Annotated in this window: 17 protein-coding genes and 1 tRNA gene; 2 read left to right on the forward strand and 16 right to left on the reverse strand. The window is 63.5% G+C overall.

The annotated features are described in order from the left end of the window. Positions 1-30: 30 nt before the first annotated feature. Together ACVWYQ_RS04780 and ACVWYQ_RS04785 are read right to left on the reverse strand one after the other, a co-directional pair. Entirely contained in the window at positions 31-510 is a 480-nt protein-coding gene (locus ACVWYQ_RS04780) for a GNAT family N-acetyltransferase (protein WP_271542238.1), read from the reverse strand. Between the two features lie 382 nt (positions 511-892). Then, positions 893-2269 carry an FAD-dependent oxidoreductase gene (locus tag ACVWYQ_RS04785; RefSeq protein WP_271542239.1) on the reverse strand — a complete coding sequence of 459 codons (1377 nt, stop codon included), beginning with the start codon at positions 2267-2269 and terminating at the stop codon, positions 893-895. A 1024-nt stretch (positions 2270-3293) separates the two neighbouring features. Between ACVWYQ_RS04785 and ACVWYQ_RS04790 the strand changes: the two genes are divergently transcribed. Continuing rightward, positions 3294-3473: a hypothetical protein gene (locus ACVWYQ_RS04790; RefSeq protein WP_271542240.1), complete on the forward strand. Its 180-nt coding sequence runs from the start codon at positions 3294-3296 to the stop codon at positions 3471-3473. Positions 3474-3666: 193 nt separating this feature from the next. Continuing rightward, positions 3667-3834 (forward strand): hypothetical protein, encoded by a 168-nt coding sequence (locus ACVWYQ_RS04795; protein WP_271542241.1) that lies wholly within the window; start codon positions 3667-3669, stop codon positions 3832-3834. A gap of 376 nt (positions 3835-4210) precedes the next feature. Here ACVWYQ_RS04795 and ACVWYQ_RS04800 read toward each other — a convergent pair whose 3' ends face one another. The 14 genes from ACVWYQ_RS04800 to ACVWYQ_RS04865 form a co-directional block, all read right to left on the reverse strand. Then, the gene (locus ACVWYQ_RS04800; RefSeq protein WP_271542242.1) at positions 4211-7426 is read right to left on the reverse strand and encodes an alpha/beta fold hydrolase; all 3216 of its coding nucleotides are present in this window, start codon (positions 7424-7426) and stop codon (positions 4211-4213) included. Positions 7427-7742: 316 nt separating this feature from the next. Continuing rightward, positions 7743-8915, reverse strand: a complete 1173-nt coding sequence (locus ACVWYQ_RS04805; protein WP_404541080.1) for a tyrosine-type recombinase/integrase — start codon at positions 8913-8915, stop codon at positions 7743-7745. 161 nt (positions 8916-9076) lie between these two features. Next, a tRNA-Ser gene (locus ACVWYQ_RS04810) sits at positions 9077-9166 on the reverse strand. A 274-nt stretch (positions 9167-9440) separates the two neighbouring features. Further along, on the reverse strand, positions 9441-9764 hold the full coding sequence (locus ACVWYQ_RS04815; protein ID WP_036028057.1) for a hypothetical protein: 324 nt from the start codon (positions 9762-9764) through the stop codon (positions 9441-9443). A 314-nt stretch (positions 9765-10078) separates the two neighbouring features. Then, positions 10079-10396, reverse strand: coding sequence for a hypothetical protein (locus ACVWYQ_RS04820; RefSeq protein ID WP_036028058.1), 318 nt, complete (start codon positions 10394-10396; stop codon positions 10079-10081). Positions 10397-10788: 392 nt separating this feature from the next. Continuing rightward, complete coding sequence (ilvD, locus tag ACVWYQ_RS04825; RefSeq protein WP_225174935.1) at positions 10789-12639, reverse strand: dihydroxy-acid dehydratase; 1851 nt, start codon at positions 12637-12639, stop codon at positions 10789-10791. A 253-nt stretch (positions 12640-12892) separates the two neighbouring features. Further along, complete coding sequence (locus ACVWYQ_RS04830) at positions 12893-13756, reverse strand: ABC transporter permease (RefSeq protein ID WP_157284484.1); 864 nt, start codon at positions 13754-13756, stop codon at positions 12893-12895. Further along, positions 13753-14682 (reverse strand): ABC transporter permease, encoded by a 930-nt coding sequence (locus tag ACVWYQ_RS04835; protein WP_271542252.1) that lies wholly within the window; start codon positions 14680-14682, stop codon positions 13753-13755. Before ACVWYQ_RS04835 ends, ACVWYQ_RS04830 begins: the two co-directional genes overlap by 4 nt. Next, positions 14682-15668, reverse strand: a complete 987-nt coding sequence (locus tag ACVWYQ_RS04840; RefSeq protein WP_271542254.1) for an ABC transporter ATP-binding protein — start codon at positions 15666-15668, stop codon at positions 14682-14684. Before ACVWYQ_RS04840 ends, ACVWYQ_RS04835 begins: the two co-directional genes overlap by 1 nt. Next, entirely contained in the window at positions 15665-16648 is a 984-nt protein-coding gene (locus ACVWYQ_RS04845; RefSeq protein WP_404541063.1) for an ABC transporter ATP-binding protein, read from the reverse strand. The genes ACVWYQ_RS04840 and ACVWYQ_RS04845 overlap by 4 nt, the downstream gene beginning before the upstream one ends. A gap of 2 nt (positions 16649-16650) precedes the next feature. Continuing rightward, positions 16651-18288, reverse strand: coding sequence for an ABC transporter substrate-binding protein (locus ACVWYQ_RS04850; RefSeq protein ID WP_404541061.1), 1638 nt, complete (start codon positions 18286-18288; stop codon positions 16651-16653). A gap of 28 nt (positions 18289-18316) precedes the next feature. Continuing rightward, positions 18317-19132: a sugar phosphate isomerase/epimerase family protein gene (locus ACVWYQ_RS04855; protein ID WP_275509906.1), complete on the reverse strand. Its 816-nt coding sequence runs from the start codon at positions 19130-19132 to the stop codon at positions 18317-18319. A gap of 437 nt (positions 19133-19569) precedes the next feature. Next, the gene (locus tag ACVWYQ_RS04860) at positions 19570-20865 is read right to left on the reverse strand and encodes a DUF1236 domain-containing protein (protein ID WP_456725480.1); all 1296 of its coding nucleotides are present in this window, start codon (positions 20863-20865) and stop codon (positions 19570-19572) included. Positions 20866-20969: 104 nt separating this feature from the next. Continuing rightward, positions 20970-21353: a GrlR family regulatory protein gene (locus ACVWYQ_RS04865; RefSeq protein WP_036012369.1), complete on the reverse strand. Its 384-nt coding sequence runs from the start codon at positions 21351-21353 to the stop codon at positions 20970-20972. Between the last annotated feature and the right edge of the window lie 14 nt (positions 21354-21367).

Below are 21367 nucleotides of genomic sequence, written 5' to 3' on the forward strand. Positions count from 1 at the left end.
AATCGGGCCCGAAGCGGAAGTCGCTAGCCGTTAAGTTGGATTCTTGATGAGCACCTTCAACATAGGGTAGCCAGAGCTAGTACCAAAGTTGCCGACCGGCTGGCCATCGGTCGTGTAGCCGTTCGATTTATAGAATTGAAGGGCGGTTTCAGTGCTCGTGAGGATGCACCGCGTATTGCCTCGCTCTAGTGCCCTCTCTTCGAGCGCCCGAAGCAAGGCACGGCTGACGCCTTGAAATCTCACATCTGGGCAAACGTAATTCAGAGTAATTTGGCCTGCGTCAGTGACCGAGCCCACGGCAAGAACTTTGCCTTCATCCGTGGCGACGAGCAACGAATTACCGGGCTGCTTTATCCAAGCGGAGAAAATCTCGGGAGTCTTGTTTCTCAACCAACGCTCCAAGATGCCCCTATCATTTTTATGATCAGCCTCGCACAGTTCTGCGATCGACCGCCTCATCACAAGGCAAGCAGCTTCTGCGTCCTCAATCTTGGCATCCCGAATTTCCATTCGACAATTATGTACAGAATCATGAGGGGTGCAACCATAAGATGCGATGGCGGTTCGACCGCTTTTGGCCCATCTGCGAAGTTGCGCCCTGTCTGACGGGAGTCCGCTCATCGTGGCAGAGCGGACCAGATTTTCTCAACCTGAGTTCTTCGCATTTCGACCCACTTACGAGATGGGCCACTCGCCTTCCCGGGTGGCGCACCAAGACCGCCCAGCTCGGGATGGATGCGTACTTCGCTGCCGCCGCCACGCAGTTGCAAACGCGCTTACGCAACCTACCGGGACCGCACCGCACATTGAGATTGAGTACTAACGCCTCGCGATGCTGCCTGTGGGCGCGCGACTGAACAAAGGTGTCGATTGCGACATGTCGCCACCGTGGCTAGGCGGCTTGGCGCCCCTGACCAAGGTCGGGATGCTGCATGTCCCGACTTCCAATCCACACTTTCAGCGCGTTCGCTGGGCTTAGCAACGCGGTTGGCTGTTGCATAAGGTTGGCGACTTCCAGGAACCTGGTTGCCAGCGCGCCGTCACGTTGTGCCGCTCGGTAAAACTTCGATATGTACCAGTTGACAAAGCGCACCTGCGCCGTCCGCTTGCCCTCAACGCGCGGGTTTTGCAAATCACTGCCCACGGCGATTTGCCAGGGAGTTTCGATGACCCGACTGGCCATCTGGAAGAAGCGGCGAGCAATCCCTTGTTTTCCTTTTGCCAGGCACTCGCGCAAGGCCAGCGATTCCACACAAGCTACCGTCATTCCCTGACCATAGACCGGATCGAAGCTGCACAAGGCATCGCCATACACCAGATAGCCTTCCGGAAAGTGAGTCAGTTTCTCGTAGTGACGTCGTGTGTTCGAAACAAACTTGTATGGCGTGAGCGGAGTAAGCGGCTCCGCATTCCGGATCACGTTGAATATTTCCGGCTTTTGCAAGCCACGTGCAAACTCAAGGAAACCAGCATCATCCAGTGGTGCTTGATCGTCCATGTAACCGCCTAATGTCACGGTCCAACGTTCGCGCTCCTGTGGCAGAAGGGCACCGAAGCGAAAATCAGGCAAGCACGCCCCCATAAGAACGAATTTCCTGCCATGCAGGTAATTCTCCATATGTTCGGGCTTGAGACGACAGAAGCGGGTGACATAGCCGAGATTGACAGTGACCTGCTCCTCCGGCGGTTTTGCGAAACCAAACGCATTGAGCCATGTGGGGCTTGATGACCCGCGACCACTTGCATCAACGACGAGATCGGCTTCCAGGCTTTCCTTGTCGCCTGAGCCATTTTTTGACTGGACGCGAACACCGGTCACGCGGCCGGAGGGGAGATCAAACACCGGCTCCACCACGTCACGACGCTCCTGCACCCGAATGTTGGGTAGTTGAAGGAGCCGCCGTCGCACGAAGCCTTCCAGCGTCGGTCGGCTCACCCCGAGCCCAACCATCTTGCTGGGGGCATTGTGAAGATAGACGCCGTAATTGAACCAAAGCCCATCGTTGACGATGTCCGCAGGTACCGCTCCCTGAGCGATTATTTCCTCAGTAAATCCGGGAAACGACTGCTCGAGTACCTCGCGCCCGCGGGCAAGCAATCCGTGCGTATGCCGTCCTTGCGGTACGCCTTTGCGCGCATCAGCCGAATCCGGAAACGAGTCACGCTCAAGTATGGTTACTTCGTCGAAATGATCCGCCAAAGCGCGTGCGGCTAAAAGACCGCCCATTCCCGCGCCCACCACAACCGCGTGCTTGCCAACGTGTACCATCGACCCCTCCCGGCATTTACTTAACTGCAGGACGAAGCAGGACACTCGTTGAACATTCGCCGGTACTACGCCCGGTGCAATATCATCGCGCCTTTCGGCACCAGTCGCAAGGCTGCTCGAGAACGTGTTTCGGTTCTTTGATACCGCCTGGCCAGGGTTCGCGATTGAGGGAACTCCGCAGAGCTGAACGTCTAGCCGAGGACAGTTGAGGCGCCTTGGCCTTGATCTACCGACCTCGAAGCTGTTGCAGAGGTAATCGCTTTTCCCCATGAGTCCGAAAATGGCCCATCGGCGAAGTGGAGACGCCTTTCAATGTGGTCCGCTTGGTGGCGTCGAGCGGACTGACTTTGCTCACTTTGAGCACTTCGCATTCTGACGCATTGCGGACCTCATCGACAGTTCTCATGGTTTGCCTTGGCGGGTGTCCAAGTTCGCCATTCAGCCAAAGCGGATGTGGGATAGACTACTTGTCCATTAAAGAGATGCGGGCCCATCTAGAACTGCTCCGCGTGCAAATGGCCGAATGCGAGCGCCTTCAACAGGCAGCAAGGAGCCAACTCAAGCGCGACGTCTATGCGCGGGCGCTCACTCGTTACAAGGCAATCGCAAGAGAGCTGGAACAAGCAATAGCATGCCTGCCGGACTTTAGGACCCCTGCGTCGGCCGCAAAGGCAACATGAGGAAGAGTAAGGCCGCCTCGGTTGCCTCTTCGTCCCCTCGTTGACGACTGCCGCTTCCGGACCTTGACCGAACAATGCTGAGACCATCGTATTGTCGGCTATCGGCGGCAGACCGGACGCGGCGCCGTGCTCACTTCGACCGCTGCTTTTGACCCTAAACGGACTCTGGATGTGCGGCCGGCGATTCATGATCAGTTCTGCGTTGCTTAAGTGTTCTCATGCCCTCAGGGGGCGCTGGCCTGTTTCCGACGCTAGTGGCCTAAGTTGAAAACGGGTGTGGCCCAACTTGACTTTTCACCCGCTTGGCGCCGGGTATAATCGTTCGAATAAAGGGAACGACTACGATGGACTACCGCGCTTACATCATGAGCGAGGACGGGCATATCAGCGGGGTTCATGAGTTCGAATGCGCTGACGACGAGGAGGCCAAGGCCAAGGCCGCCCAGATGCTCGACGGGCACGACTTAGAAGTGTGGCAGCGTGAACGGCGCGTTGCGATTTTGAAGCGCCATACCCGACAGTAGGGCCGCCTCAATTGGCAAGAGCATGAGCAATTTTGCTCAGATCACACGATGCGGATATGCAATCCGTTGGGCACCGGGGTTTTGCAAACCCACCCGGGGCTGGGAAGCCGCTGCCCGCGACACAGATTAAGCGGGCGGCCTTGTCCGCGCAACCGTGGGCGGCGATTGTGCACAACCGACCGGAGAGCCTGTAATGATTAGCGCCATTGAGCGTCGGAAGGCCGCCAAAGCCCTCAAGATTGAAGCTGGCGTCATCGGTATCCCCAAAGAAAGTCGCCCTGCTCACCAACATCGCCCACAGCTTGCGAGCCAGTTAGAAATGCTCGATGACCATGAACGGGAAAGCAAGCGAGGAGAGTAAGGCCGCCTCACTTTGCGGCCGCTTTCATGTCGTCGATGTGGTCCAGGTCGCCTATTGCCCCATCAGCGAAGTCGCGGCACCTCGTTGAGGTCCGCTTATCGAGGCGAGGCAGACTAGATTTGCTCAGGTTGAGTTCTTCGCATTTTGACTCAATTGAGACATCTGCTGCGCTTCGGTGACGTTTGATTGACGCTAGTGCTACACGGCAATCTCGGTCCTCGCCGCCAGCAGGGCTCGCGCCCGGAGGTCCACTATGAGTGTCAAGCGCGTCGGTCTCGATCTCGCCGCATCGATCCTTAAGTTCCGGGATGAACTCTGCTGGCCAAACCGCCCTCAGCCGACGCTTGGGCCGCAGCCAGCTGCCCTGACTTTTTGTTCACGCTGCCAGCGATCCTTGAGACGTTCTTTCCGCGCGTCCCGTGCGAATGAAATTGCGAAGCACATCGCAAAACTCGTCCGTGGCCGAGAACATCGGATTGTGCCCCTTGCCGTCGAAGACATAGAGCTGCGCGTCCGGGATGCGGGACGCGATAAATTCGCTCGCGGCGCTGGTGACCAGCTGGTCTTCTCGGCCGTGCGCGACGAGCGTCGGAACAGCGATCGATTCGAGCAGCGGCGCGATGTCCATGCCCGGATCCGGATCGTAGAAGCTGAGGATCGTCTCGGTCGGCAACCTGCACATGCGCTCGATGGCCATCCGCCGCAAATCTTCGGCATCTGGCTCGCTGTAGACGTACCGAGTTTGCAAGCGGATCAATTCCTCAACGTCGCCCCGAGCGTAGGCGTCCTTACGATGAGCCATGTAATCCGGGTTAAACACCGGGCGCCCATCCGGTAGCGCTCCCATCATCGGCGTGCCCACCGTCATCATCTTTCCGACGAGTTCCCGGTGCGCATGGGCGAGCTGGATAAGCAGGTTGGAGCCGCGCGAGATGCCGACGCCGATGATTGGGACGGCACCGGCGGCCTTGATGATCGCGCGGAGGTCCTCCATGTGTTGGAGCGTCGAGTAAGGACGCATCAGAGGTGATGATCGTCCGGCGCCGCGGCAGTCAACCGTGATGACACAGAATTCTTGGCGAAGCTGCTCGAGAATCGGTTCAAAGGTCGACAGCCCGTAGACAATGGGATTGATGAATACGATCGTCGGCTCGCCGCTGCCGTGCTCATAGAAGACGAGACGCGCGCCGTCCCGCTCCGCGTACCGGGCGCGGTGAACGCAGTTGCGCGCGCGGTCGCGGTCGGCATCGGTCTCGCCGAGCGCCATGGCGCGCTCGTAGTAGTCGTTCGCTCTGTCGAGATCGTCCTCGACGCCGGCCAAGTCACCCAGCATCAGGAGGCACTCGCGCTCGGTGCCTCGATCGGCCGATGCTGCACTGTCTCGAGGACGCGCCGTGAGCTGCAGGCACGTTTCAAGTTGGGAGACCGCCTCTTTGACGGCATGCCGCGCTTTTGCCAACCGACCGGCGGCCAGAAGATAAATTGCCCCTTGGTCGAGCAGGCCGCCTTCGACGAAATGATGGGCGACGATCTCGGGCTGGCCCGCCGCGATCTCCGGCCGCAACTGCTCGATCGCTTGCGCGATATGCGCATGCAGTTGCTGACGCGGTGATTTAAGCAAGGTGGCGTAGGCCGCGTCGCGGACGAGCGCGTGCTTGAAGCTGTACGTATGATGCGGCGGCATCCCACGTCGTTGGATGAGCCCCGCGCGACACAGTTGATCGAGCACCGCCGTCAGCTGCAGCTCCGGGTATCCCGCGATCGCGCCAACGACCTCCTCGTCGAACTCCCGGCCGATGCAAGCAGCGATCTGCGCCACCTCGCGTGCCGGAGCCAAGCGATCGAGGCGCGCCATGAGCGACTCCTGCAGCGTCGCCGGAATGGCCAGCGGCGGAAGTGGGCCGACGAGCTCGAGATGACCATCGCCGGCCGTTGTCTTCCAGATCACCGATTCGAGGACCGCTTTCGTCAATTCCTCGACGAACAGCGGCACGCCCTCGGTGCGGGAGAGGATGGCTTCGATGACGATGGGCGGAAGCTGCCGTCCGCCCGCTGCTCTCTGGATAAGCGCTCGGGATGCTGGCCGCCCCAAGCGATTGAGGCTGAGGAATGTGACATGCGGGAAATTCGTCCAAGGCGTCGGCACGTCAGGCCGCAAAGTGGCGACGAGAAGTATCGGCAGAACCCGGATCCTATCCACCATCCGCTCGAAAAGCTCCGCCGACGTCGGGTCGAGCCAATGCGCGTCCTCAAGGACCAGGAGCATCGGCCGCTGGTGTGAGAGCCCCTCCATTTGCGCCAGGAGAATGCCAAAGACCCGCGCCTTTTTCTCCTGCGGTGTCCCGCCGCGCGCCGCGTAGCGTCCATTGAGCGGCAGCCCCATCAGCTCGGCGAGCAGCGGCGTCGCGTCCTCCCCTAACCCACCCGCTTTGTCGAGGAGCTGCTCCAGCTTCTCGAGCTTCAATGAGGGTGCATCCTCACGCAGGTACCCTGCCGCCCGTTGGAGCTGGACGCTCACCGGCCAGAGCGCGCTGTCCACATGATGGGGCGAGCAGGAATATCCGATCCGGAACCGAGGTTCGTGGCGGAGACACTCACGCAGCGCGAGGACAATCCGAGACTTGCCGATGCCAGCTTCGCCAGACAACAGTACGACCTGACCTTCGCCGCCTTTGGCCATCTCCCAGCGATCGAGAAGGAGAGCGAGTTCGTGTTCGCGGCCGATCAATGGACCTACCTCGGCTCGTCGCAGGGCCTCGAACCGACCTTCGGCCGCCGCTTCCCCAACAACGCGGAACGCCGGTTCCGAGGCTTTGATCCCTCGCATCTGTTGCGGGCCCAGGTCGGTGAGCGCGAACCAGCTGCCAAGAAGGCGCCGCGTGCTCTCGGAGATCACCACAGCTCCGGGCTCCGCGAACTGCTGCAGACGCGCGGCGAGGTTCGGCGTGGCGCCGACAATCCCTTCTTCCTGGGCAGCCCCTTCCCCCATAACGTCGCCAACCACGACCAGGCCGGTTGCGATACCGACGCGCGCGGAAAGAGTACGGCCCGCTCGATTCTCTAGCCGCTCTACGGCTTCCACGACTGCAAGCCCGGTGCGCACCGCACGTTCGGCCTCGTCCTCATGCGCCTGCGGCCAGCCGAAATAAACCAGCACGCCGTCACCCATGAGCTTGGCAATGTATCCCTCGAAGCGGGCCACCTCCGCCGCAACCGCTTGGTGGTAGGCCGCAAGGATCTCACTCATGTCCTCGGGGTCGAGGCGCTCCGAAAGGGCAGTCGAACCGACGAGGTCGGCGAACATGACCGTCAGATGACGGCGCTCGGCGTGCCGCGTTTTCATCAATGGTCGTGAACTACCGGCTTCCTTTGGCGGAGGCCCGCGATCATCCTCCAGGTCCTTGCCAAGCGTCGGGGAAAGGGCGGCGATCGCCGAGAGGAGCTTCTTGCGGTGGCCCAACGATGTGATGCCGAGTTCACGCAGATCGTCTGCGGTCAAGCTGGGCAGGGTCTCCGCGTCTACGTCGTTGTCGCGAAACACGCTCTCGTACTGATACAACCCGAGGCGGCGCAGCCAATCCGTTATGTCCACATCGACCTCCCACAGGAGAGCGTCGGTCCTTGGTCGCAAGGAAGTCTACCGCAGCCTGCGACAGCACACCATCCCCGGTCCCGCCAGCTGGCAAAAGATTAGACTAGCTGCGGTCGGCGCCGGCTCGAGTTGCCGACGCAATCCCAGTCATCATCTTGCCCGACATGCCCCACTGGGGAGCCGCGCCTAATGTCGGCTGCTGGGCCCTGAGCCGACCTTTTGCCGAGCGCGTCGCCATGTCAGCTTCTTGGGGCAGACCGTACACTTTAAGATTGGACGCAACCAACGCTTTTGACCCTCAGTGTCTGCTCGACGCCTACCCTGTCCTCCGGTCATCCAATTGGGTGACATTGGCGCCGCTCAGGAATACGGCCCAATCCTTCATTAGCCCCCGGCGCTTTTCGAGCTTATGACCTCGTTGATAGGCTGCGGTGGTCTCGCTCTTGTATTTGTGGGCCAGTGCAGCTTCGCGTACGCCATCCGTCACATGTCCGTAGCCGAGTCGATCAAGTACCGCGAGCATCGCGTTTTCGGAGAATGCCCCGCTGTCCGGATTGGTGAAGATCAGTTCGCCTTGGCGGCCGTTTCGCATCTCGTCGAGGACCGCCAACGCGGGATCCGTCAAAGGAACGTAGTGGTCCTGGTCCATCTTCATTCGTTCGCCGGGGATTTTCCAAGTCGAGCCTGACCGATCGATCTCAGACCACCGCGCTTCGACCGCCTCGTTCGTGCGGCAGGCCGTGAAGATGAGGAATCGGAGCATGGCGGCAGCTGTTCCGGGTGCACCGGCAAGGAGCTTCATGAACGCCGGCGCCTCAGTGTACGGCAAGGCCGGATGATGACGGACGACCCGCTTGGGGCGCTTTGGTAGCTTTTCGCGCAACTGCCTCGTAAGCTCGGCCGGATTGCGGAAGTCTGGATCGTCGATGTCAACGTTCTTCGCAATGATCGTTTCGATCCGGCCGCGAACCCGGTTTGCAGTCTCGCGCTTCTCCACCCAGATCGGCTTGAGCAGATCGTGAATGTGGCTCGGCTTGATCTCCGGGATGGTCAGCTTGCCGATTGTGGGATAGGCGTAACGCTTGAGGGACGATGGCCACTGATCGCGATGCTTCTCGCTCCAGGTCGACCAATTCGTCCGGATGTAGGCTTCCGCGCATTCCTCGAACGTTGGCAACACAACCTGGGCCTCGACGGCTTTCGCTTCTTCACGCGCCTTTCGCCTCTCCTGCACTATGTCCACGCCGGCGGTGCTGCGATCGCCTTTCACGCGCAGCCTCGCCGCATCCCGTGCCAGCCGTGCATCTTTTAGCGACACTTCCTTCAAGGAGCCCAGGCCGTGCCAGCGCTCTTTGCCGTCTTTCCAATATCTGTATGACCAGCTCTTCGACGTTGGTCCGGTGATGATCAAGTAGAGCCCATCACCATCGGCGTATTTACCGGGCTTGCTTTGGCGCTCTACGTCGAGCGGTTTGAGCCTTCCAGCCATTGTTCCTCCAGGAAAACCGTCCTCCGAACCCACGGGCTAATGCTACGGTCAGTGCCCCGATTAGGGGGAACACCGGCGAACTGCAAAGTACAGCTCTTCGGCGCAAGTCACTGATTTTGCTGTGGAGTTCGAACGACTGCGAACAGTGGAGAACAATATACTGGCGGAAGGGGTGGGATTCGAACCCACGGTACCCTTGCGGGCACGCCGGTTTTCAAGACCGGTGCCTTAAACCACTCGGCCACCCTTCCAAGCCTGGAACGGCTGTCGCTTAACCCAGTCGCCTGCACAAGGCAACGCGAAGTTGGGCCGCCCTCACCTCCGGCTCCCTGTCAGGCGAGTGTCAGCGTGTTCGCTTAGGCTACGCCTTCGCAAATCCGCAGACGCTGGCGACATCTCCCATGGCGTCGCCGGTTGCGAGGCCCGGCTGGATTGGTCTCCATACCCGGGCCTCGTTTTGCACTTAGCCCAAAAGCAAACGGCGCCCCGTGGGAGCGCCGCTCGAAACCGGTTCTCTTGGGGGTGTCAGTAGCCGCAGGACGCGCAGTTCATCTGCACCGGGGCGTAATAGGAATACCCCGGCGAGACCATCTCGACTCGCTGCCGGGTGGCGTATTGCGGCGGGATGCGCTCGTACTGGACGCTGGGGGGCGCGACCATCACGGTCTGCGGCACCATCACGGTGCGATACTGCGCCGGCGTGCGGTGCGCGACCACGGAGCCGGGCGAGACCATCACGGTCTCGTCGACGGTGCGGTATTGCGGCGGCACATATTGTTGCTGGTAGCAGGTCGTGCACGGCGGCGGCGTGTAGCAATTGTAGCAGCCGGCGGAGGCCGCGCCCGTCATGGAAATGGCGGCGACGGCCGTTGAGAAAACGACAGCGAGAGTACGAGACATTGCGGTGGTGCCCCAGTTGCCCGAAACGGATCTGCGAAGGTCGCGGGAGTATACGGCGCAAAACCTTGCCTTGCCGAACTTCGTCGAGGCATCCTTAATGCGAACGATCGATCGCGGCGGAGCGGTAAGAACTCATTGACCACGCGCATTAACGCGCGGGATGTTTGCGCGGGGGGCGCATGACAGCGAGTCCGCGATCGGACATCGCCGCGGTACTCGTTCGAGCATGATTTGCAGTTCATCCGCGTTCGATGTTCGACCTTTCAACGCCTCGCTGCTCTTTCCAGAAACTCCAACAGCGAGGGATCGGTCTCCTCGAGTTCGACGAAGCGGCGGCGCAGCTCATCGGCGATTTCGGCGGTGGCATCGCGCGACCATCCCTCCGCGGTATTGAAGGCCACAATACGTGCGGGATGGAGATATTGCCCTTCGGCGAGATGTCTGAGCAGGGTCGCGCGATTGGCGTCCTCCTCGGCCGTCTCGCACCAAGCCCGGCCCAGGCGGCGGCCGAAATCATCGAGCACAAGATAGACGTCCCGGTCTGTCGTGATTTGCGGCACGAGTGATGGAGAATGACTCATGGCTAACTCCGCTATTGGCAATCCGGACCCTTTGCGGACGAATCTCGATACGGCGACCGCCTCGGCTGGATTCGGAAAAAATGGATTTCGACGATTTTTCTTAGGATGGCACGATTAAATAAAAATAAAAACACATTAATAAAAATTAAATAGCAAAATGTGGACAATGCACTAAGTTGATGATGCCTGGCGGGCGAGCCCGCACGTCGGGTGCCCACTGAGCAAACGGCTCCCGCTCCCCACCCCAACCAGCCCCACGCCCTAGGGAGGCGGGGGCCGTTCTTTCCCGATCTCCGTTCCGGCTACTTCCTGCAACGGCGCATCCGGGTGGTCGCACGGAGCCGCGAGGCGTTCCGAAGATCGCCGATCCAGGCCAGTGGCGCCGATGCTGCCTACTTCGGACGCCGCTTGACCTCGCGCACCGCACCACGCGCGGCACTGGTGGTGAGCGCGGCGTAAGCCTGCAGCGCGGTCGAGACGTTGCGCTTGCGGCCTTGCGCCTGCCAGGCGGCATCGCCCTTCGCCTCCTCCGCGGCGCGGCGCTTGGCGAGCTCCTCGTCGGAGACCTCGAGGCTGATGCTGCGGTTCGGGATGTCGATGGCGATGATGTCGCCCGTCCGCACCAGACCGATATTGCCGCCTTCGGCGGCCTCTGGCGACAGATGGCCGATCGACAGGCCGGAGGAGCCGCCGGAGAAGCGGCCGTCGGTGACGAGCGCACAGGCTTTGCCGAGGCCCATCGATTTCAGATAGCTGGTCGGATACAGCATCTCCTGCATGCCGGGGCCGCCGCGCGGGCCTTCATAGATGATGACCACGACCTCGCCGGCGACGACCTTGCCGCCCAGGATGCCGTCGACGGCCGCGTCCTGGCTCTCGAACACGCGCGCGGGGCCGGAGAATTTCAGGATCGAGGCATCGACACCGGCGGTCTTCACGATGCAGCCGTCCTGCGCGAGATTGCCGTAGAGCACGGCGAGGCCGCCGTCCTTGCTGAAGGCGTGCGCGAGATCGCGCACCACGCCCTTCTCGCGGTCGGCGTCGAGCTCGTCGTAGCGGCGCTCCTGGCTGAAGGCGACTTGCGTCGGGATGCCGCCGGGCGAAGCGCGATAGAAGGTGCGGACCGTCTCGCTCTTAGTGCGCTTAATGTCCCAGCGCTCCAGCGCCTCGTTCATGGTCGGCGCGTGCACGGTCGAGACCGAAGTGTCGATCAGCCCGGCGCGGTCGAGCTCGCCGAGAATGCCCATGATGCCGCCGGCACGGTGCACGTCCTCGACATGCACGTCGGCGACGGAAGGCGCGACCTTGCAGAGCACGGGCACGCGGCGCGACAGCCGGTCGATGTCCTTCATGGTGAAGGCGACCTGCCCCTCATGGGCGGCGGCCAAGAGATGCAGCACGGTGTTGGTCGAGCCGCCCATCGCGATGTCGAGCGTCATCGCGTTTTCGAACGCCTTGAAATTCGCGATGTTGCGCGGCAGCACGGAGGCGTCGTCCTGCTCGTAATAGCGGCGGACCAAATCGACGATGGTGTGACCGGCCTCGACGAAAAGGCGCTTGCGGTCGGCATGTGTTGCGACCACCGAGCCATTGCCGGGCAGCGCGAGGCCGAGCGCCTCGGTGAGGCAGTTCATGGAATTGGCGGTAAACATGCCCGAGCAGGAGCCGCAGGTCGGGCACGCCGAGCGCTCGATCACCTTGACGTCCTCGTCGCTGACCTTGCTATCGGCCGCGGCAACCATGGCATCGATGAGGTCGACGGCCTTGGTCTTGCCGGCCAGCTTGACCTTGCCGGCCTCCATCGGCCCGCCCGAGACGAACACGGCGGGGATGTTGAGCCTGAGCGCGGCCATCAGCATGCCGGGCGTGATCTTGTCGCAGTTGGAGATGCAGACGAGGCCATCGGCGCAATGCGCGTTGGCCATGTATTCGACGCTGTCGGCGATCAGCTCGCGCGACGGCAGGCTGTAGAGCATGCCGTCATGGCCCATGGCGATGCCATCGTCGACCGCGATGGTGTTGAACTCCTTGGCGACGCCGCCGGCCTGCTCGATCTCGCGTGCCACGAGCTGGCCGAGGTCCTTCAGATGGACGTGGCCGGGCACGAACTGGGTGAAGGAGTTGACCACCGCGATGATTGGCTTGCCGAAATCGGCGTCCTTCATGCCCGTCGCGCGCCAGAGGCCGCGGGCGCCCGCCATGTTGCGGCCGTGGGTGGTGGTGCGGGAGCGATAGGCTGGCATGGCGGTTTCCGTCCTCGGGTTTGCGTCGGCCGGGGCGGGAAAATGTGGAGCCACCTCAGGCCTTTCCGGCCGGATAGCGCACGGGGGCAGCCCGCGCAACGGGAACTTGGGTCGGACAGGGCTCCCCTGCTCCCGGCGCGGGGGGCATAGGCGATCTCAGCCGTCATGCCCGGGCTTGTCCCGGGCATCCACGTTCTTGGTTCTGCGCGGCAAAGACGTGGATGGCCGGGACAAGCCCGGCCATGACGAGCATTTATTGCAGCGTCGGATCAAGCCGATCGCGCAGCCAGTCGCCTATGACCGAGACCGCCAGCGTGGTGACCACGATGGTCGTCGCCGGCGCCAGCATGATCCAGGGCGCCCGGGTCAGATATTCGCGGCCATAGCCGACCATGTTGCCGAGGCTGGTCATCGGCGGCTGCACGCCGAGGCCGAGGAAGGACAGGCCTGACTCCATCAGGATCACCTCGGGGAACACCAGGGTCGTCGAGACGATCAGGGTCGAGGCGATGTTGGGCAGGATGTGGCGGAGATAGATCCGCGACGGCGTCGCCCCCAACTGGCGGACGGCGGCGGCGTAGCCTTGCGCATTGGCGGAGATGGCAAGGCCCCGCGCGATGCGGGCGTAGCGCTCCCAGCCGAACAGGCCCATCAGCCCGACCAGGAGCGGCAACGAGTTGCCGAAGAAGGCGAGCACGGCCAGCGCCATGATCAGGAAGGGCATACTGGCCTGGAAGTCGGTCAGCATCAGCACGAGCTGCTCGACGAACCCACGAAAATGCGCGGCGAGGAAGCCGAGTGTGGTCCCGACCACGGCCGAGATTGCGGTCGCGCCGAACGCGATCAGGAGCGAGATGCGAATTGAGACGAGCAGCCGCGACAGCACGTCCCGGCCAAGCTCGTCGGTGCCAAGCCAGTGCGCGGCATTGCCGGGCGCAGCAAGCCGGTTGCGCAGGTCGAGCTGCGTGAAGCCGTAAGGCGCAATCTTCTCCGCGAAGGCCGCGATCAGCAGCATCGCGACGATCCAACTGATCGCCAGCGCGACCGAGACCGGAATCGCCGGCAGGCTGAAGCGGCGTGAAAATGCTTTGGTATCCTTCAGCGTCGCGTCGGTCATGCATGTGCTCCCTTGCTGCGCAGGCGCGGGTCGAGGAAGCCGTAGAGGAAGTCGACGATCAAATTGGACGTCACCATGGTCATCGCGACCAGCAGCAGGATGCATTGCACGACGGCGAGATCGCGGTTGGCAACAGCGACGACGAGAAGCCGCCCTACTCCCGGCCAGGCGAACACGCTCTCGACCACGACTGCGCCTGCGATCAGCGTGCCGACCATGAAGCCGAGGATGGTCACGGTCGGGATCGCCGCGTTCGGCAGCGCGTGCGAGGTCACCACCTTGCGCCACGGCACGCCTTTTGCGGATGCGGTGCGGATATAGGGCTGGCCCAGCACCTCCAGCATGGCGCTGCGGGTGAAGCGCGCCAGCACCGCCGCGCCGCCAAGGCTGAGCGTTGCGATCGGCAGGATGGCGTGGCGCCAGCTGTCCTGCCCGCCCGAAGGGAGCCAGCCGAGCTGCACGGCGAAAACGAGCACCAGGATCAGCGCGAGCACGAAGCTCGGGACGGTGAAACCGGCGACCGCCGTCATCATCACGGCGCGGTCGATTCCCGAGCCGCGATGCAGCGCGGCGTAGATGCCGGCGGGGACGCCGAGCGCGACCTTGAAGAAGAACGCCGGCAGGGTCAGCGCCAGGGTCGCGGGGATGCGCTCCAGGACCAGCTCGATCGCGGGGCGGCCGTCGCGCATGGAGCGGCCGAGCTCGCCCTTGGCGATGGCGCCGAAATAATCGAAATACTGCGCCCAGATTGGATCATCGAGGCCCCAGGCCTTGCGGAACGCCGCGAGCACCTCCGGCGGCGCCTCCGGTCCCAGGATCATCAGCGCGGGATCGCCTGACAGCCGCAACACGACGAAGGCGAAGGTGACGACGAGCACGATCGTGAGCGCGGCGCGTCCGATCCGAATGGCGAGATAACGTCCCATCACGCGGCGTCCCGTGTCGCAGCGCCGGTGACGAGATGGCAGGCGACCTGCCTGTCGCCGCCGACGGCGGACAGCGCCGGCATCTCGCGCGCGCAGCGCGCGATGGCGCGCGGACAGCGCGGATGGAAGGCGCAGCCCGTCGGGCGCGCGGCCGGATTCGGCGGGTCGCCTGACAGCACGATGCGGCCCGCACTGCGGCGGCCCGGCGCGGGCGAGGCCGAGACCAGCGCCTGAGTGTAGGGATGCTCGGGTCGCGCAAACAGATCGTCGGCGCTGCCGATCTCGACGATGCGGCCGAGATACATTACGGCAACGACATTGCTGATCTGCCTGACGACGCGCAAATCGTGACTGATGAAGAGCAGCGTCAGCGACAGCTGCGCCTGCAGATCGCAGAGCAGGTTCACCACCTGCGCCTGGATCGAGACGTCGAGCGCACTGACCGGCTCGTCGCAAACCAGGAAATCCGGGTTCGTGGCCAGCGCCCGCGCCAGCACGATGCGCTGACGCTGCCCGCCGGAGAGCGCGCCGGGATAGCGCGCGCCATGCGCCGGCGTCAGCTCGACCGCGCGCAGCAATTCGCGAACGCGCTCCTCGCGCTCCACGAGCGTGCCGATGCCGTGAATGTCGAGCGGCTCGCGGATCTGCGTTGCAACCGGCAGCCGCCGGTCGAGTGCGCCGAGCGGATCCTGGAAGATCATCTGCATCCGCGCGCGCTGCGCACGCCAGACCGTCGTCCCGGGCGCTGCCATCGCCTTGCCGCCAAACCGCACCTCGCCGCTATCAGGCGGCTCGAGGCCAAGCACGATGCGGCCTGTGGTGGATTTGCCCGAACCGGATTCGCCGACGAGACCCAGCGTCTGGCCCCTGGGAATCGTCAGCGACACGCCGTCGACGGCATGCACGGCCGCAGCTCGCCCGAACATTCCAGAGCGCATCGCATAGGTGCGCGAGATCGCGGAGACCTCGACGAGCGGCGGACTCATTCGGCGGCAATCCCGAGCAGCGCGCGGCGCGAGGTCTCGGCACGTACGCAGGCGACGCTGCGATCATCGGCGATCGGCGCGAGGGTCGGCGCCGCAAGGCCGCATGCTTCCGCGACCAGCGCGCAGCGCGGCGCGAAGGCGCAGCCCCCGGGCATGTGCGCGGGATCGGGCACCGTGCCGGGAATGGCGGTGAGGCGCCGCCGCGGACCGTCGAGCGGCGGCAGCGCGCCGATTAACCCTTGCGCGTAGGGATGTACGGGATCGGCGAACAGCTGATTGCTCGGCGCCTGCTCGACGATGCGGCCGGCATACATCACCGCGACGCGGTCGCAATTCTCCGCGACGACGCCGAGGTCGTGGCTGATCAGCACCATGGCCATGCCGAGCTCGCGGCGGACCGTGGAGAGCAGCTCCAGGATCTGTGCCTGAATGGTGGCATCGAGCGCAGTGGTCGGCTCGTCCGCGATCAAGAGATCGGGATTCCCGGCCAGCGCCATCGCGATCATGATGCGCTGGACCTGGCCGCCGGAGAATTCGTGCGGATAGGCCTCGAGCCGGCGGCCAGCGTCGGGAATGCCGACGAGATCGAGCAGCCGCCGCGCCTCCGCCTTCACGGCGTTGCCTTGGAGATCGCGATGCAGCGCCAGCGCTTCGCACAGCTGCTTGCGGATAGTCAGCACCGGGTTGAGCGCGCTCGCCGGATCCTGGAAGATCATGGCGATGCGCCCGCCCCTGACCTGGTCGAGCTCGGTGGCGGGCGCGCCGAGAATCTGGCGCCCGTCGAGCCGCACCGAGCCAGAGACTTGCGCATGGCGCGGCAACAGGCCGAGCGCGGCGAGCCACGTCACCGATTTGCCGGAGCCGGACTCGCCGACGAGGCCGATGGCCTCGCCCTTCTGCAAGGCAATGTCGACGCCGCGCAGGACCGGCACGCCATTGAAGGCGACACGCAAGTCCTCGATGCTGACCAGCGGCTTCACCTTCAGACCTCGAAATTGCCGGCGCGGAAATCCATCGCGAAGGCGGGCGCTGCCTTCCACTTGATCGATTTCGGCTTGGCCGTGAAGGTCGCGTTCTGGTGCAGCACCGTGTAGGCGGGATCTTCGCGCTCGGCGATCTCCAGCATGCGGCGGAACGCCTTCTTGCGCGCGGCCCGGTCGGTCGAGGTCTCCAGGAATTCGGAGAGCGTGTTCAGCTCGGCATTGGTCCATTCGCCGATCTGCTGCTGCTGGCCGTTAGGGCCGTGCTGGGCGACCAGCGACGACACCGGATCGTTGAACGCGGCCGAGTTCGACCAGTCGCGCACGGCGCGTACCGGCCCGCGCTCCATGATCTGCGACCAGTTCTCCTTGGTCTCGATCTGCACGTTGAGGCCGACCGACTTCCACATCTCGACCAGGATCTGCGCGGTCGCGACCTGGTTGGTATAGTAATTATTGAGCAGGCGGTACGGGATCGGGTCGCCCTTGTAATTGGCCTGCTTGAGCAGATCCTGCGCAAGCTTGGGATCGTAGGCCGGCACATTCCAGTCGGCGTTGAACATGTCGCCGTAGAATTCCCATTGCAGCCCCTTTGGCACGCGGGTGCGGCCGGCCCACAGGCTGTCGACGATCGCCTGGCGATCGATCGCGTGGGTGAAGGCGCGCCGCACGAGCGGATTGGCGAGCACGGCGTGGTTCTTGTCGAACACGGTAAGGCGGTGATTCTGAATCGTGCCGCCCTGCACTTCGAACGCGGAATTCTTCTCGATGCCGGCGATCTGGTCCGGCGGGATGTCGCAGGCGAACTGGTATTCGCCCGAGAGCAGGCCGTTGATGCGGCTGGCGACCTCAGGCGCTTCGAGGAAGCGGATGCGCTTCAGCGGCGGCCGGCCGCCCCAATATTCGTCGTGGGCTTCCAGCGTCAGCGAGACGTCGGGCTTGAGTTCGACGACCTTGTAGGGACCGGTCGTCACCGGCTTGCGCGCCCAGTCGAGATAGCTCGCCGCCTCTTCCCAGGCGCGGCGGTTCATGATGTCGGAGCCATAGCGCGACAGCCGGCCCTCGATCGTGACATCTGGCGTCGCGTTGTAGAAGCGCACCGTGTACTTGTCGACGGCATCGACGCGCACCAGGTCCGGCCAGATGCGGCGGGCGACCGCGGGGACGTCCGGCGGCAGCTCCTTGCCCGGGCGCGGCGTCGGGATCTTCTCGAACGCCTTGATGGTGGAGCGGTTCTTGGCCTCGGTCTCGCCGAACATGCGCTCGCGGCTGAAGGTGAAGACGACGTCTTCCGCCGTGAGCTCGTCACCATTGTGGAACTTGACGCCCTGGCGCAGCTTCACCTCGACGGTCTGGTCGTCGATGCGGCGCCATTCGGTGGCAAGGCCCGGCACGGCTTCGAGCTTGCCGCGCCAGTTCTTGGAGATCAGGCCTTCCCAGATCGAGGAGAAGAACACGCGCTCGCCGACATTGGACTGCTCGCGCAGCACGTCGAGCACGTTCGAATTGGTGACCTTCTGCACGGCGACCGTCACCGACGGTCGATTGTCGCCTTGCGCGATGGCAAAGCGCGGCAGCAGCAAGGTGCTTGCGGCAGCGCCGCCGGATTTCAGGATGGTGCGACGGGTGAGCTTGCTCATGATGTGACCCTGCCCTTTGTGATTGCGGTTATTCGGCGAGACCGAGCGCGGCGAGATGCGCCGCGCCCTTGCGGACATCGTCGTGGTTGCGGAGTTCGAGGATCAGCCGCGGATTCGACGTCAGCCGTCCCAGCGCGCGGAATACGGCGACCCAGGGAATATTGCCCTCGCCCGGCGCCCAGTGCCGGTCGGCAAAGCCGTCGGTGTCCTGCAGGTGCACATGCGTCAGCATGTCGCCGGCGGTCTCGACGTAATAGTCGACCGGCGGCGCGCCGGTGGAGATGTGCGCGTAATTGGCGTGCCCGGTGTCGAGCGAGACGCGGACCTTACTGCTTTCCAGCGCCTTGGCGAGGCGCACGCGGTCGCGTGGATCCTTGTCCTCGATGTTCTCGATGACGATCTCGCAGCCGATCGTCTCGGCACGCGCAATCACCTCGGCGAGCGTCGCCTTGACGCGCTCGACGATATTGGCCCGGTTATCGGGATAGAGATCGAGATTGTTGTGGTCCCAGGTCGTGAACGGCGAGTGGATCACCATCTGCGTCGCGCCGAGGAACTCGGCGGCGTCAAGGCCCTGCAGCAGGCGCTTGGTCACGGCCTGGCGGATCATCGGATCGTGGCTGTCGATCTTGAAGCCCCAGAACGGACCATGGATGCCGAGCCGGCCGGTGTGCCCGGTGAGCATCTGCTTGATCTCGCCTGCCGTTGCGCGCCAGTCGCTATCGAGCAGATCGGCGCGGAAGAAGTCCTGGATTTCCAGATCGCGCTGCTTTTCGAGAAGCCAGTCACGATGCGCGGGGATCGATTTGATGGACAATGCGGCGCCCAGCACCGGCTTCGACATGGCATGCTCCTTCGTCGTCAGCGATGACGGGAGCAGCGCTAGACCAGTTCAATGACAGGCCGGTGAAATGCGCCTTCCGCAGCGTGGACGAGATGTGGACATCCCGCCCGCGCGTGCTGCGATCGCTGCCACCGATGCAGAACGGGCACATGGCAAGCGCCATCGTGTCCGTAGTGATCCGGAATGGAATCCTAGCGGTCCTTCGCGTACATCGCGGGACATCGATCGGCGGCCACTTCCACGGGCATCACCCTCTGATCGCGCTACATGGGGTTGGGGGACCACATGGGGCGGGGGATTGAAGGCTGGGGCAAGGTGACGAGGTCCGGACTCCTAGGCACTCCGGACCTCGAAACTTTTTAGATTGAACGCAGCAACGCGCCGTCCGGTGGGCATCCGGGCGGCGCGCTGTCGTTTCAGAGCCTCTTTGTTTCGGCTTAGCGCGTCTGCGGCTCCAGCGTCACCGTGCAATCGCCCTGCCCTTGCGTCGCGACCACGACGTTACCCGCGGGAGCGCCGAGGGCGATCGGCGCGGACGAGCCGCCGCCAGGCATCTGGACGATCACGCTCAGGGAATCGGTGCGCGCAGTCGAGCCCACGGTGGTCGGCTCCGCCTGGGCGACGTTGCCGGAGGCATCACGTCGCATGATCTGGCAGTTCACCATGTTGTTTCCGCCGGCCGCCGCCATGCCTGACGACGAGGAGGCGCTGCCACCCATTTGGGCCCGGGCCCGCGACGGATCGCGGGGTACCTGGCTGACGATGCGATGCGAGCGCGGCTCCACGATAATGACCTCGTCTTCCGTCGTGAAATATTCGTAGCCCCGATATGCAGGCTCGATCGAGACGATCTCGGGCGGAAGCCGATGCAGACGCACGCGCGAGGGAATCGTTTCGCCAACCCGGATTGAGATATTCAAATTGCGCTCCGGCTGCGCCAGGCGTGCGCGGCTCACAGTTTCGGAGATCCGCACCTGCCTCTCGGTCGTCACCTGGGCCTGCTGGTTGACCTGCGTGTTGGTCTGCGTGGTCTGATTGGCCTGGTTGGTCTGCGTGCCCGTGGAGCCGGGCGCGGTCTGTGCGTTGTTAGTCGGAGCCGCGCGGCTGGTATCCGTCGCAGTGGCCGGCTGGTTGCTCTGTTGCGCCGGCGGCTGCTGCTCGGCGGCACTGCGCGGCGGCTGGGCCTGGTTGCGCTCGTTCTGGTTGGCTGTAGCTCCCGTGCGCTCGTTCTGCTGGCCAGCCGGACCAGTCGTCGGGCCAGTCTTGGATCTCTCGGATTCGGCGGTTGATTTCTGCGGCGCAGCCTTGTCCTGCGCAGCCTTGTCCTGCTTGGTTTCCGCACCGCTCTTGCCCGCATCGCGTCCGGGCTTGGTGCTCTCGGCCTCCCGGTTGCGATCGCGCGAAGGCTCGCGAGAGTCTTGTGCCTGGTCCCTGCCCTTCGGTTGATTGCGCTCCGAGGCCGCCGCCGGCTGGCGCTTGTCGTCACTTGCCTCGCTCTTGGCAGCGCCGCCTCGATCCTCGCGGCCTGCGCCCTGAAGCCGCTCCTGGGCGCCTTGCGCGCGCTCTTGAACGCGTTCTTGAGCCGCACCACCGCGCTGCGGAGAAGCGCCCTTGGCCGGCTCCTCGGTCCGTTTCGGCTCGTCCCTGCGCTCACCGGGCGCCTGGGCATAGGCAAGGCCGGATGCGAGCATGAGCCCGACGGCCGCAGTCGATAACATCAAATGTTGACGCATGGTCCCTCTCCTCGACAATTCGCAACAATAAACGCGAACGTTCTGTTCGTACGAAGGTTCCTGAGCAGGAACGCAGTCGTGGAGGTGAGCCAATCAAGTCGCCATTACATCGCATCCTTCAGCGTCAGTCGCGCCGTGAACGTCACGCTGGTCTTGCCGACCAGCGCCATGCCTTCGACTTCCGCACCGCCTGGGAAATAGTCGCCGGAAAAGCCGCAGGTGACCTCCCTGCCGCCGAATGCGAGCGTCCTGCCGACCGCCTCGGTGTGCTGATTGACGATCATGTCGCCCCGCCACTTGCCGTTCCGGAAGGTGTAGCTGCCGGTGTAGTAGAAGTAGCTGTCGCCGCCCATGATGCGGCCGTCGCTGAGCACGACCACGCCCCTGGCCTGCCCACGCTTGCCGTCCCGCATCTCGATGTCGAAGATGTAGAGGCCGTTGACGACCCTGGCCTCCTCACCCGCTTCCGCTTCATCGCCAGCTGACATCCGATCATCCCCAC

This window comes from Bradyrhizobium sp. USDA 3397 (assembly GCF_054060965.1).

What these genes read in the sequence shown, in the direction of transcription:
- ACVWYQ_RS04835 (WP_271542252.1), bottom strand. Translation starts at nt 14,682, where the DNA reads ATGGGACGTTATCTCGCCATTCGGATCGGACGCGCCGCGCTCACGATC.
- ACVWYQ_RS04855 (WP_275509906.1), bottom strand. Translation starts at nt 19,132, where the DNA reads ATGTCGAAGCCGGTGCTGGGCGCCGCATTGTCCATCAAATCGATCCCC.
- ACVWYQ_RS04785 (WP_271542239.1), bottom strand. Translation starts at nt 2,269, where the DNA reads ATGGTACACGTTGGCAAGCACGCGGTTGTGGTGGGCGCGGGAATGGGC.
- ACVWYQ_RS04850 (WP_404541061.1), bottom strand. Translation starts at nt 18,288, where the DNA reads ATGAGCAAGCTCACCCGTCGCACCATCCTGAAATCCGGCGGCGCTGCC.
- ACVWYQ_RS04790 (WP_271542240.1), top strand. Translation starts at nt 3,294, where the DNA reads ATGGACTACCGCGCTTACATCATGAGCGAGGACGGGCATATCAGCGGG.
- ACVWYQ_RS04780 (WP_271542238.1), bottom strand. Translation starts at nt 510, where the DNA reads ATGGAAATTCGGGATGCCAAGATTGAGGACGCAGAAGCTGCTTGCCTT.
- ACVWYQ_RS04865 (WP_036012369.1), bottom strand. Translation starts at nt 21,353, where the DNA reads ATGTCAGCTGGCGATGAAGCGGAAGCGGGTGAGGAGGCCAGGGTCGTC.
- ACVWYQ_RS04860 (WP_456725480.1), bottom strand. Translation starts at nt 20,865, where the DNA reads ATGCGTCAACATTTGATGTTATCGACTGCGGCCGTCGGGCTCATGCTC.
- ACVWYQ_RS04830 (WP_157284484.1), bottom strand. Translation starts at nt 13,756, where the DNA reads ATGACCGACGCGACGCTGAAGGATACCAAAGCATTTTCACGCCGCTTC.
- ACVWYQ_RS04795 (WP_271542241.1), top strand. Translation starts at nt 3,667, where the DNA reads ATGATTAGCGCCATTGAGCGTCGGAAGGCCGCCAAAGCCCTCAAGATT.
- ACVWYQ_RS04820 (WP_036028058.1), bottom strand. Translation starts at nt 10,396, where the DNA reads ATGAGTCATTCTCCATCACTCGTGCCGCAAATCACGACAGACCGGGAC.
- ACVWYQ_RS04815 (WP_036028057.1), bottom strand. Translation starts at nt 9,764, where the DNA reads ATGACGGGCGCGGCCTCCGCCGGCTGCTACAATTGCTACACGCCGCCG.
- ilvD (WP_225174935.1), bottom strand. Translation starts at nt 12,639, where the DNA reads ATGCCAGCCTATCGCTCCCGCACCACCACCCACGGCCGCAACATGGCG.
- ACVWYQ_RS04805 (WP_404541080.1), bottom strand. Translation starts at nt 8,915, where the DNA reads ATGGCTGGAAGGCTCAAACCGCTCGACGTAGAGCGCCAAAGCAAGCCC.
- ACVWYQ_RS04840 (WP_271542254.1), bottom strand. Translation starts at nt 15,668, where the DNA reads ATGAGTCCGCCGCTCGTCGAGGTCTCCGCGATCTCGCGCACCTATGCG.